Origin of the sequence: Nostoc sp. GT001 (genome assembly GCF_030382115.1) — a bacterium.
GTDB lineage: Bacteria > Cyanobacteriota > Cyanobacteriia > Cyanobacteriales > Nostocaceae > Nostoc.
The window spans coordinates 6592377-6605992 of the sequence record NZ_JAUDRJ010000003.1; the positions used below are offsets into that span (position 1 = coordinate 6592377).

Annotated in this window: 5 protein-coding genes and 1 pseudogene; 5 read left to right on the top strand and 1 reads right to left on the bottom strand. The window is 42.3% G+C overall.

Annotated features, from left to right (window positions below):
* Positions 1-179: 179 nt before the first annotated feature.
* Positions 180-1942 (bottom strand): annotated as a pseudogene (gene hmpF, locus QUD05_RS30855) (pilus motility taxis protein HmpF).
* A 382-nt stretch (positions 1943-2324) separates the two neighbouring features.
* Between hmpF and QUD05_RS30860 the strand changes: the two are divergent.
* The 5 genes from QUD05_RS30860 (at position 2325) to QUD05_RS30880 (ending at position 13514) form a co-directional block, all read left to right on the top strand.
* On the top strand, positions 2325-3503 hold the full coding sequence (locus QUD05_RS30860) for a response regulator (protein ID WP_289799375.1): 1179 nt from the start codon (positions 2325-2327) through the stop codon (positions 3501-3503).
* A gap of 261 nt (positions 3504-3764) precedes the next feature.
* Complete coding sequence (locus QUD05_RS30865) at positions 3765-4130, top strand: response regulator transcription factor (RefSeq protein WP_069073698.1); 366 nt, start codon at positions 3765-3767, stop codon at positions 4128-4130.
* A 13-nt stretch (positions 4131-4143) separates the two neighbouring features.
* Positions 4144-4674 carry a chemotaxis protein CheW gene (locus QUD05_RS30870; protein ID WP_289799376.1) on the top strand — a complete coding sequence of 177 codons (531 nt, stop codon included), beginning with the start codon at positions 4144-4146 and terminating at the stop codon, positions 4672-4674.
* Positions 4671-7628 carry a methyl-accepting chemotaxis protein gene (locus QUD05_RS30875; protein ID WP_502911421.1) on the top strand — a complete coding sequence of 986 codons (2958 nt, stop codon included), beginning with the start codon at positions 4671-4673 and terminating at the stop codon, positions 7626-7628. Before QUD05_RS30870 ends, QUD05_RS30875 begins: the two co-directional genes overlap by 4 nt.
* A 189-nt stretch (positions 7629-7817) precedes the next feature.
* The gene (locus QUD05_RS30880; protein ID WP_289799377.1) at positions 7818-13514 is read left to right on the top strand and encodes a hybrid sensor histidine kinase/response regulator; all 5697 of its coding nucleotides are present in this window, start codon (positions 7818-7820) and stop codon (positions 13512-13514) included.
* Positions 13515-13616 lie beyond the last annotated feature (102 nt).

Consider the following 13616-nt stretch of genomic DNA (forward strand, 5'->3'; position numbering starts at 1 on the left):
GCTTAAGGCATTTGATGGAGCGAGGAGAAGTAATGAGTAAGGAGTAAGGAGTAATAAGTAATAAATTTTTACTCATTACTTATTACTTATTACTTCTCCCCGGCACAAGCGCAGGCTTTAAGAGGTGTGGTGAGAAATCCGGGTAAAGCCCCTTGTTCTCACCAAAGCTCCAGAACTTATTAAGACGCCAGTAATTCCGGCTGAGGCATTAAACTCTGGAGAGTATGACGCAACTGAGCGATCGCTTGGACTTGATAATCACCAGTTTCCTGGAATTGCTCTAAAGATTCTGCAATTCCTTGCAGCTTTTGCCGTAATCCATCTAGAGAATCTTGAATTGGTTGTAGTGCTTCTTGATAAAGATTCACTCGACCAGATAATTCAGCTGTTGTTCTTCGTAGGGATAGCAAATTTTCCTCGATCGCTTTCAGTTCTTGGCGCTTTTCATCTAGATCGTGAGTTTGATTGTCAATCATTCCCTGATTTAGCTCAACACCAGAACGAATCTGCTCAATTTCACGTTCCAACTTTTGGATTTCTTGTGAATATTGTTGTCGCTGGGTTTCAATTTGTAACAGAATCGGTTCTAAATTAATTTTGTTGTTACTTTCTTCTTCAGTAACATTATGTCCTTGCTTAAGCGTAGTAGTACAGCTTGATGTTGCTTGAGAAATTTCTGGTGCTGTAGCATATTGCGGCGTTGCCCCACCAAACTGGAATTTAGCATCTGATAAAGGTCTTTTTCATCAGTTAGTTCTAATTCCAAATTGATGTGGTCATGGTCAGATGCGTGATTTAATTTAGTTTGAAGTTCTTCTATAGCTTCTTGTTTATATTTCAGTTCTTGTTCTTGATCGTGAACAAAGCTAGCGTCGATTTCTAATTTATGCTGCAAGTCTTGCACTATCTTTTGTAGTTCTTCTAAAGGCATTTTTTCCAAAGCCTCCATATCAGCTTGCTTGCCAAGAACTACATCACCAGATGTTGCAGCTAAAGAGTGCATCTGTTGATATAACTCTTCGGCGTTTTGTAACTGTTCTTTGACGAGCCGAGCATACTCTTGCTTACTAGTAAGGTCTGCTGTATTTATTTGCAATTGCGCTCTTTGCTGAACTAGAGAATTTTGCGCTTCTTGCAACGCATTTTGGCGATCGCTAAAGGTTTGTGATAAACGCTCAACTTCTTCTTGCTGTTGTGCGATCGCAATTTTTTCCTCCTCCAGTTTTTGCCAATGCGGGGTAAGAGTCGCTTGCTGCTTTTCGACCAATTCAAAGGCTAGATGCAGATGTTCTCTAACTGTTTCCGTAGGATTAACACGACTAGACAAGCGGTCGAGTAACTCACTCATTACTCGACTTTGCTCCTCATCCAAAACCGTCCCTTGTTGAAAATCCGCTTGGCGTTCTTCTAGGCGACGCTGCTCACCCCGTAAATGCTCCCAAGCGCCTTCCAACTCTTGGCGGTTGCGCTCAATTTCTCCTTGTAATCGTTCAATTTCCTGGCGGGAGGTGTCAACTTCCTGTTTTTGCTCCTCTAGATGTTGTACCTCATCCTCCAATTGTTGCAGCTGTTCCGAGCGTACCTCCATGTCCATTTCACGGCGATTCAACTCTTGCGCCTGAAATGTTAGTGACTGTTTCCACTGATCGATCTCATCTTCCTTGAGCTTAAATTTCTCCAACTGGCGGGAAAAACTCTGCAAAATGTTCACGAGTGGACGCCCTGCTTCTTGAATCCGCTGCACTTGACGATTCGGATTCAATTCAGCCAATACCAAAGCACCATCATTTAATTTGCTTGCGTCCTCAGCGGCAATCACCTCTTCCGACACAGTACTCCAATTCTGGTCAGTTCGCTGACAAGCTAGCAGTTTCAGTTCGGTTTTGCCACCGCCACTGAGTAAACCACCTTTCTGTTTTTGTACTTCTGCTAAATACAGCACACCGTTAGTCCTTTATTGATGCACTTAAAGTTCGTGTTTTGAGATATACCTTAAATAATTCTGTTAACTTGTCTCACTGAACCAGGGTTTAGAAGAACAAGACAGACAAAACTATAGACGCAAGATGTTACGTCTTGATACTTATAGAAGCGATCTGGTCGCGCCTTTATATTTTGTACTGATGACAGTGATGATGACTTCCGTGTTAACACTAGCTTTGTCAAAGTGTATTACGAAAGATGAAGGTTTATAGCTTAATGTATTCCCTATGACAATCAGAATAGAGTAAAAATCTTTTCAATACTCCATAATCAATATTTAAAGAATAAGTCATAATTCACGATTCAGAATTCAGCAATACTTAGGAGTACTTTTTAGTTAAATGCAGGGAAATTTAAATGAAATTGATATTTGCAGTATCCTGCAATTGATTGAATTGGGACAGCGAACTGGGCAACTATGGGTAGAAGCTTATAGCTCTCACCATAACAACAAACTGGGTGGAGATGGAGCAAATATTTATCGCCCTAAACAACAGTCTTGGTTCGTTTTTTTCCTTAATGGTCAAATTATCTATTGCCAAGAAGGCGAGAGTAGTTTATCCAGAATTAGCGATTATTTACGTCATTATCGAGTTGAAATGCGACTCACCGACAAACAAATTGCTACCCTACCACCAACCGACGCGCCAGAGTATGCCTATCTTTGGTCACTTTTGGAACGGAATATCATTAACCCAAAGATAGCTGGTAGTATCATTTACGGTTTGGTGCATGAAACCCTCTTTGACCTGCTGAGTTTACGCCAAGGTAACTTCATTTTCCATCAGGGTGCAGCACTTGCCCCGCAATTAAACACTTATGAGATTGCTCCATTGGTGACAAAAATCACCAAGCAGCTGCAACAGTGGAAGCAACTCTATCCACACATTCAGTCTCCAGAACAATTGCCAGTGCTATCTGACAAAGTTCAGCTACAATCTTCTTTACCAGAAGCAACCGTGAATAAGCTACAACATTGGGCTGATGGTAAAACATCCTTGCGACAACTAGCTCGCCATCTCAACCGAGACATTTTGACAGTTGCTAAGGCAATATATCCTTATGTGCAACAAAGTTGGCTACAACTAGTATATTCCGAGACTAATTACCCAAGTACACACACGGATAGCTGGGAATTGAAAGAAAAACCAATGGGGCGGATAGTATGTATTGACGATGCGATCGCCATCGGTGAGACTATAAATTCCATCCTACAACCACAAGGTTATGAAGCGATCGCTCTCACCAATCCCTTAGAAGCACTGAGTCTGGTTTTTCAACTCAAACCAGATTTAATTCTATGCGACATTGCTATGTCGGAATTGGAAGGATACGAGGTTTGTGCCATGCTGCGACATTCAACAGCATTTCGGCTCACACCGATTATCATGCTGACTGGGAAAGATGGGTTTATGGATAGAGTCAAAGCTAGGATGGTCGGGGCAACAGATTATTTAACAAAACCGTTTACAGACACAGAGTTACTGATGCTCATAGAAAAATATATCAACAACCAATGAAAATTGGACATGGGGCATTGATTACTTCTCCCTCATCTTCTTCGTCTCCGTTGTCTATGGGGCATATAAAGAGATCAAAGATTTGTTGATCTACTAAAAGATGAGTTAAAAGATGTTATCACAGAGTCAGTTAACTGAGTGAAACGTCAATCTACGGGAAAATAGTGAAGACATAAAATTAATTTATACAGTTAATACTTGCGGAGGAATCAGGGAATGTTCCAATTAGGAACGTCTAAATCAGGAGGTAAATAGACACTTATGAGCACAGTTCTGATTGTGGAAGACAGTATAGCGCAAAGGGAGATGATTACAGACCTCCTGAAAGCAACTGGCCTAACAGTTACCCATGCTAGTGATGGATTAGAAGCATTAGAGGCAATTCAAATAGCACCTCCAGATTTAGTGGTATTAGATATTGTCATGCCCCGAATGAACGGCTACGAAGTTTGTCGGCGGTTAAAATCCGATCCAAAAACCCAAAATGTCCCAGTGGTTATGTGTTCTTCCAAAGGCGAAGAATTCGATCGCTATTGGGGCATGAAGCAGGGTGCAGATGCTTACATAGCCAAACCGTTTCAACCAACCGAGTTGGTAGGTACAGTCAAACAACTGCTGCGAGGATAAGGATAAAAACAACATGGTCAGCAAACCGGACTTTTTAAGTGGCGGCGGTCAAGACCACTTTCGACCAGAATTACAAGTAGAAAGTCCTGAAGGTGAGTTACATTTGAGGTTTTACATTCCCTCGCATCAGGAGTTTGCACTACAAGCAACTGGCATCCGAGAGGTAATTGAACTAAGTCCTGATAGAATCACCCCGATTCCTAATGCTTCTCCTTTACTTTTGGGTACTCTAAATTTACGAGGTCGAGTTATTTGGGTGGCTGACTTGGGTCAATTTCTGGGGGAAGCAGGTGCATTAAACACGGATAGAGCTGAAATTTCGGTGATTGCCATTGAAGAGCAAGACACAATAGTGGGTTTAGCAGTAGAGGAAATCGGTGGTATGGATTGGCTGGATGTCCAGAATCTCATGCCACCAACTAGTGTTCCTGATACGATGGCTCCCTTTTTACGTGGAGAGTGGTCATTAGGTGCTAAAAGCAATCAGTGTCTACGACTGCTCGATCAAATGGCAATTGTACGAAGTGCTAGGTGGGCAGGATGAAATTGGAGGAGGAAATGGCAGCAAGTATTGATAATTACGAGCCAACATATCAACAGGCGATGACCGCCTATGTTCAAAGAAATTATGAGGTTGCGGCCACTTTAGTTGACCAAGTGGTGCAAAATTTACCAGATGACCCTAATACTCATTTGTTGAGGGGTCACATCTACTATGTTTTACAGCACTATGATGTAGCAAAAGAAGAATATCAACAGGTGTTAGGCTTGACTAACGATCGAGAAATTATTGGTTTTGCCAAGAATGGAATTGACAATATCAATCAATATTTAGAGTCATTTAGTGGGCAGATCGATCCATTAGAAAGTCAAGAGGAAATAAACTCTTCAGAGATATCCGATCCACTGGCATATAGGGAATCAGAATTAGAAGATTTAAGCGCTAATCAGGAGTTTGACAGCGACAACCTTGATTTGAACTTTTTTGGAGAGCATCAAGAAAGTATGAATGGCGTTGAAGATACATCTTCAAAAAGTCCATTCGATCTGCCCACAGAAGATAGTATTGGAACAGAAAAAATCTCAGATTCTTCTATAGCTTTTGGTGATGACCCTTTTGCCATGAATGAAGAGTCACAAGAACAAGAGTCAAATAAAAACTGGGAGGAGAACACAGAATTAGAGTTGCCTGCTTTTTGGCAGGAAAGTATCTCAGAAGATATTTCCGAAGAATCATTAGCAAATAGTCAATTCTCAGATAATGGGATAAATTCTCCTTACGGAGATTCAACTATTGACAATAATAACTCTTCATACTCTAACTCACAAACTGGTAATAACGAGAATAATTTCTCTGATTTGTTGAGTGAGCCAAAGTCTCCAGATCAGGCTATGGGAAATTTAGAATATAAAAAATCTAGTTTTGGAGACGAAACTTTACTGATTGTTTCAGAAGAACTAAGAAATGATTCGCCAACAACAAATAACTTGGAAAACGGCAGCCAAAATAACTTGTCTGAAACCGAATCCCATAGTTGGTTAACACCAAAACAAGTAGAATTGGAATCAGCATTTCAGCCGAATTTACCTGATAGTAAATCATCTTTTAATAGTAATTTGCCTCAAAAGGAAAAGCAGTTTAAATCAGGTGAATTCATCGGAAAAAATAGCTTCGATGACGATGAAAATTTTGATATGGAAGCATTTGAGTCTGCCTTTGGCTCAGAGAGTTTAAACTCTTATGAAGACTCAAGTAATATACTAAATGGAGAAAATTCTAAGAGCAATATCGAGTTTTTAGATGACTTTGAGGAATTTGATGATTTAGGCAATATTCCAGGGTTTGACCTGATCGAAGGAGATTCTAACTTCGGTAATGTCGCAATGCATTCTGCTCCATCAGAAACTAGTGATACTGGACGCCCGCACGTAGCAGAGGCTTTTGCAAGTAATTCAGCCGATCGCGAAGAGGAACTGTTCTCAATGACTGGTTCCCATGAAGCCGTTCCAGTCTTTAGCCAAACAGATATCTCAAAACTAGAACCCAACGTCAGCATCGAGCAAGGATGGTTAGCACCATTAGAAAATGCCTCCATCGAACGAAAACAATGGCTAATTGCTGGAAGTGTGGGCATTGTTTCAGCGCTAGTTGTAGCCACAGTTAGTTTTGTCGCGACCACATTTTCGCCACCCCAACAACGAGAATCAGTAAGAAACACAGGTTGGGCAATGTCACTAGCCGCTGGGATTGCAGGTTTTGCTACCGCAGGTTTCATGGGGAATCTGGCGCTGAAACAAATTCGGCGCACAACTGATGACCTCCAAGCTCAGTTTGAGGCTGTACGTCAAGGAAATCTGAATGCTCAAGCTACAGTATATTCCGAAGATGAATTGGGGCATTTATCCACTGGCTTTAATGAAATGGCGCGGGTAATTTTCACAACCACAAGTGAAGCCCAACGCAAAGCCGATGAACAAGAGGAAGCCAAAGAAAACCTGCAACGTCAGGTGATCCGCCTCTTGGATGATGTGGAAGGAGCTGCTAGAGGCGATTTAACAGTCCAAGCGGAAGTGACAGCTGACGTACTGGGAGCTGTAGCTGACGCCTTTAACCTGACAATTCAAAACTTGCGGGATATCGTTCAACAGGTAAAAGTGGCGGCGAAAGATGTAACAAAAGGTGCAACCAACTCTGAAACCTTTGCGAGAGCTTTATCTAGTGATGCTTTGCGGCAAGCAGAAGAGTTGGCAGTAACGTTGAATTCTGTACAGGTGATGACCGACTCGATTCAGCGGGTAGCAGAGGCGGCGCGGGAAGCTGAAACCGTTGCTCGTGATGCTAGTACGATCGCTCTCAAAGGTGGCGAAGCAGTAGAAAATACCGTAGCAGGGATTTTAGAAATTCGAGAAACCGTTGCTGAAACCACTCGCAAAGTGAAGCGGTTGGCGGAATCTTCGCAAGAAATTTCTAAAATTGTGGCGTTGATTTCTCAGATTGCTTCGAGAACAAACTTGTTAGCACTCAATGCTAGTATTGAGGCGGCAAGAGCCGGAGAAGCCGGACGCGGGTTTGCGATCGTAGCAGATGAAGTGCGCCAGCTAGCAGATAAATCTGCTAAATCCCTGAAGGAAATTGAACAAATTGTGATGCAAATCCAAAGCGAAACAGGTTCTGTAATGACCGCGATGGAAGAGGGCACACAACAAGTAATTAAAGGGACAAAATTGGCAGAAGATGCCAAGCGATCGCTCGAAAACATTATTCAAGTGGCGAATCGCATCGATATTCTTGTGCGCTCCATTACCAGCGATACTGTGGAACAAACGGAAACCTCACGCGCCGTTGCTCATGTAATGCAATCAGTAGAACTGACCGCCCAAGAAACTTCCCAAGAAGCACAGCGAGTTTCAGGTGCCCTACAACACTTAGTAGGTGTATCCCGTGACTTGATCGCCTCCGTTGAACGTTTCCGAGTGGAAACTATGGAAACCAGGTAAAAAAGTTAGGAGTTAGGAGTGAGGAGTTAGAAATAAAAATCACAACTCACATCTCACAACTCGTAACTTGGAAAAAAGTTAGGAGTAAGGGGTAAGGAGTTAGAAATAAAAATCACAACTCATAACTCATAACTCATAACTCATAATTCATAACTCATAACTCATAACTCATAACTCATAACTTTTGCTATGCTGCCGGAACAACAACAGCGGATTTTGGGTTACTTTATCGAAGAAGCCAGGGATCACCTGAATACCATTGAGCAGGGCTTGCTGAATTTAGAGGGCACTTTAAACGACCCGGAAATGATCAGTGAAGTCTTCCGGGCGGCTCACTCCATCAAAGGAGGAGCGGCGATGCTTGGATTGACTAGCATCCAGCATACCTCCCACCGTCTGGAAGATTGTTTCAAAATTCTCAAAGATAATCCGGTTCAGATTGACCAAAAGTTAGAGTCTTTATTTCTTGGTGTCTCTGATACCCTAAAATCGCTTTTAGAGCATTTGAGTGGGCCTTATGGTCTTTCTGAAGATGCAGCTAATACTTTGATGTCAGAAACTGAGCCAGTTTTTCAATGGCTGTATCAGCATCTGGAACTACTTGTAGAACAAGCAAAGAGTGGAGTAGCCAGTAGTTCTGACGCAACAGAACTCACAACCTCTATAGAGAATGTCTCCACACTTACAGAAATTTTCATGCGGCGAGATATTCCCGATCTGGCAGAATACACCCATCAGGAATCTCCAGACTCGGTAGCACCCCAGGCGCTAGACACTCGCGGACTCGCTACGCCAGTCACAGCTAAAGAAAATAATAACTGGAGCGAGTTTCAAGCCCAAGTGCTGCAAACACTGCGGGAAATGTTGCAATTATTTAAGCAAACTACAACACCTTCAACTCGGCAAAACCTCCAGCAATGCTGTCACCAGTTAGTCAAACTTGGTGAAACTTGGAATTTACCCAAATGGTGTGGTTTGTGTCAAGCAGCAGCCAGTGCGATCGCAAATCCTGAAAATAGTTATCTGACTTTAGCTAAAATTGTCATTACCGAAATCAAACAAGCTCAAGAATTAGTTCTGCAAGGTAGAGAAGCCGAAATTGCAATTAGTCAGCAACTAGAAGCACTTTTAAGCTTTGCCGAAATTGAGTTATTAGAAATTACCCCTGATTTATTTGATGAACAATCTCCGGTTTTGACAGAATCAGAGTCAATTTTATCTGGTGACATCAAGGCGTCAGCCCAGACAACTGAAGAACATAGCTACGCCAATGTCTCTGACGAACACCCCTCCCTTCACTTACAAGGAACACCACTAAATGAAGGTAGAAACACTAGTCTTACTTTCACGACACATGACGAAGCACACCCAATCAGTAACAATCTCGATCCTAATGGCCCAGAGGTAGGAATAGCTGAGTTAAATACCCTTGCCGATTTATTTGACGGTGAGACTCCCGAACTAGATGAAAGCTGGCATCAAGAAGAAACCTTAGATATTGTTACTAACGATGACTTTGGAATTGATTTGAGCAGCACTGAGGCTGAAGAGGCTCATAACGATTTATCTGACTTACTCTCCTTTAATGAAGATATAAGCAACGCGCTACACCCAACAAGCACAGCTACAACAGAAGATTTATCTCTGTTATTTGGCGACCATTTCTTAGAAAAAGATAATTCAGAACCGAAAAATCAACAAACATCTGCTACACCTTTAGAGTTGAGCGATATTAACGAATTTGATATAAATTTAGACTCATCTCCTTCCGAAATTTTACAAGAATTTATTGATATTTCTAGTGATACAAACCAGACTACTAGCGAAATTGTCGAAAATAGTGTGGTCGAAGATTTCTTAACACTGGGGTTAGATGATGATGAACTATTGCCAACCAGCAATGTCACTCAACCAGAAACTGAGCCGTTCACCAGTGTGGAACTATCTACTAACCAAGAAAATAATTTTGATAACTTATTCTTAGAAACTAAAAATGCAAATTGGGTAGAAGAAATTACCCCCAGTGACTACATAGAATTATCCCAGCCAACAGACTTGTCTTTGAACAACTTGTTTGCTGAAATGGAAGAACAGCCACAACTATCGACAAGTGAACCAGAAATCAGTGATTTATTTGATACACCTCCAGTAACAGAACCTGAGTTTTCTCAATCAGAAAATGATCTGAGCAACTTCTGGAACCAGGAAACCACAGAGGAAAAGGACGAATTCGATTCCTTAATTGATCAGAATGTGGAAAGGGCGTTAGATGAAAGTTTGTTTACTGCGGGGGTTGATGACATTTTTGCTGATAATCAGCAATCCATATCTTCTCCTATAGCCAGTTTTGATATAGAAGAAGATTTTGATATTAATTTCCAGCATCAAGAACAGCTAGATTTAATATCATCAGATTCTGGAGAGAATTTATTTGATGAATTAACATCAAGTAGCTCAACTATTTCTCCTGTAATCAACGATACCTCCACGCCTGAAACGTCTTTGTTTGCGCAGCATTCTGGGGAAGAAATTCTCAGACCGCAACAACCAGAATCTTTAGATTTTGTTCCAGAATTTGCTAATCAGACCCCAGAGATATCTGCTGTTGATCTGGAAGTTAATTCATTAGGCTCTTTCGATGAGAATCTGCAACTGCTGTTTGAAGATGCTGCTCCAAATGACTTGACCTATATTCAGATGGAAACCACAGAGAATACTGTGGATGAACTATCAGAAACCATCAGTTTTGGGGAAACTTCAGATTCAGCATCACCCGAAGCACAGCCAAGTGATTTGTTCAACTCTGAAGATGTCGCTACAAATGACTTGACCTATATTCAGATGGACACCACAGAGAATACTGTGGATGAACTATCAGAAACTATCAGTTTTGGGGAAACTTCAGATTCAGCATCACCCGAAGCACAGCCAAGTGATTTGTTCAACTCTGAAGATGTCGCTACAAATGACTTGACCTATATTCAGATGGACACCACAGAGAATACTGTGGATGAACTATCAGAAACTATCAGTTTTGGGGAAACTTCAGATTCAGCATCACCCGAAGCACAGCCAAATGATTTGTTCAACTCTGAAGATGTCGCTACAAATGACTTGACCTATATTCAGATGGACACCACAGAGAATACTGTGGATGAACTATCAGAAACTATCAGTTTTGGGGAAACTTCAGATTCAGCATCATCTGAAGCACAACCAAGTGATTTGTTCGGCTCTTTCGATGAAAATTCACAACTGCTGTTTGAAGATTTAGCCATAAATGACTTGACCTATATTCAGATGGAAACCACAGAGAATACTGTGGATGAACTATCAGAAACCGTCAGTTTTGAGGAAACTTCAGATTCAGCATCATTACAAGCACAGCTAGGTGATTTATTCGACTCTGAGGATGTAGTTACAAATGACTTGACCTATATTCAGATGGAAACCACAGAGAATACTGTGGATAAACTATCAGAAACTATCAGTTTTGAGGACAATTCAGATTCAGCCCAGACAAGCCCAGAAGTTTTAGAGACCGAGGAAACTAATAATTTAGAAACTACCTTTGAATTAACAGAAAACACAGTTGTTGAAAATAATTTATTGTTTACAGAAACCGCTGAGATTGTTGCTCAAGAAGATGAATTTGCAGACTTGGCAGCATTATTAGGAGAGGAAGTAGCACCCATCCCCAAAGTTAAGAAGATACCAGAAGTAGATTTTGCTGCCCTGGAAGACTTACTAAGTACAGATAATAACAACGATGTCTACCGCCAACGCCAGCCTTTCAACACTCAACCAGTCTCAGCTAAAAATGCTATTCCATCACCAGCCATCAAAGATGAATTTGGTGACTTAGAGAAATTGCTGGCAGAAGCGAATCAAACAATATCCCATTCTACTGTAGTAAAATCGAACACCAGCCAAGCTACCCGTCCCTCTAGTCGTAGGGCTGCGAGATTTGAAGAAACTATGAAGGTTCCAGTTAAGCAACTGGACGATATGAGTAATTTAGTTGGGGAGTTGGTGGTAAATCGCAATACCTTAGAGCAGGATCATGAACGGCTACGACAGTCATTAGATAACTTGCTGATTCAGGTACAACAACTCTCAGATGTAGGTGCAAGGATGCAGGAGTTGTATGAGCGATCGCTACTGGAAGCGTCTCTATTAGCTGGACGCAAAAAGAAAGACCCCGACGGCTTCCAAGCCCCTGATTCCAATGCCGATCGGGGTTTTAGCGAACTAGAAATGGATCGTTTTACTCCCTTCCACACACTCTCACAGCAGATGATTGAACGCATTGTCCGAGTGCGTGAGTCGGCTAGTGACATTGATTTTGTTACCGAAGAAACCGAACGAGTCGCTAGGCAGTTCCGCCAAGTAACCACCCAGCTACAAGAGGGATTAACTAGAGCGCGAATGGTTCCCTTTGCTCAAACTATCGATCGCTGGCGGCGAGGAGTCCGCGACAACGCTATCAAGTGCGGCAAACAGGTAGAGTTGGTGATTGAAGGTGGCGATACCTTAATCGACAAGATGATTTTGGATCATCTGACCGATCCGTTGACTCACATGTTGAATAATGCGATCGCTCATGGTATTGAGACACCAGAAGAAAGACAAGCTGTTGGTAAACCACCTGCGGGAATCATTACTATCCGTGCCTTCCACCAAGGCAACCAAACGATCATATCTGTAGGCGATGATGGCGCAGGTATCGATTCCGCAAAGGTTAAGGCTAAGGCTGTGAAGATTGGCATGATTACAGAAGCGCAGGCAAAAGCCATGTCTCGTCTGGAAGTCTACGATCTACTGTTCCAGTCTGGTTTTACGATTAAAGACCAAGCCGATGAAATTTCTGGTCGTGGCGTGGGTATGGACGTGGTGCGCTCCGAAATTAGCGAAATTCGGGGAACAGTTAACACCGATTCTGCGATCGGTAAGGGAACCACCTTTACTATTCGTTTACCACTGACTCTGAGTATTTGTAAAGCTCTCTGCTGCGTCTCCGATCGCTCCAGGATCGCCTTCCCAATGGACGGTGTAGAAGATACGCTAGATATCCCAGTCAAAAATATTCAGCATGATGCCAATGGGCAATCATTTATTTCCTGGCGCGATACGGTGCTACCATTCCGACCCCTGAAGGAACTTTTAACCTTCAATCGCCAAATCAGTCGCGGTAATGTCTATGGCGGCACCAGAGATGATGACATGGTTTCTGTGGTTGTGGTGCGATCGGCAAATACCCTGATTGCTCTACAGATCGACTTGGTGTTAAGCGAACAAGAAATTGTAATTAAGCAATTTGAAGGGCCAGCACCTAAACCCATTGGTGTAGCTGGTGCTACAGTTCTGGGTGATGGTCGGATTATGCCCATTGCTGACGTGCTAGAAATAATTGACATCTTCCAGGGACGGATTTCTACACAAGCTGGTGGCAATTCTTGGCAACAGAAACTTACTCCTCCTGATACCTCTCCTGCAAAGATTGACCCGACAGTGCTGATTGTCGATGACTCAATCACAGTCCGAGAATTGCTATCCCTGACATTTAACAAAGCAGGTTATCGCGTAGAACAGGCGCGTGACGGTCAGGAGGCTTGGGATAAACTCCGCTCTGGTCTGCCTTGCGATATCGTCTTTTGCGATATCGAAATGCCCCGTTGCGACGGTCTGGAATTGCTCTCTCGCATCCAGAAAGACTCTAACCTTAACCACTTACCGATCGCAATGCTCACCTCGCGCGGTGCAGACAAGCACAGACAAATTGCCGCTCAACTCGGTGCTAGTGGCTACTTTACCAAGCCCTATCTCGAAGAAGCTCTACTTGAAGCCGCAGCGCGAATGCTCAAAGGAGAGAAACTCGTTAACTAAATCAACCAAAAGACTTCGATTTTAGGGAAAACTCTACACGCTTTTACCTCGATTAAAGCTGATACTAGTTTTTAATAGTACAATTGTTCTATAATCAAAAAT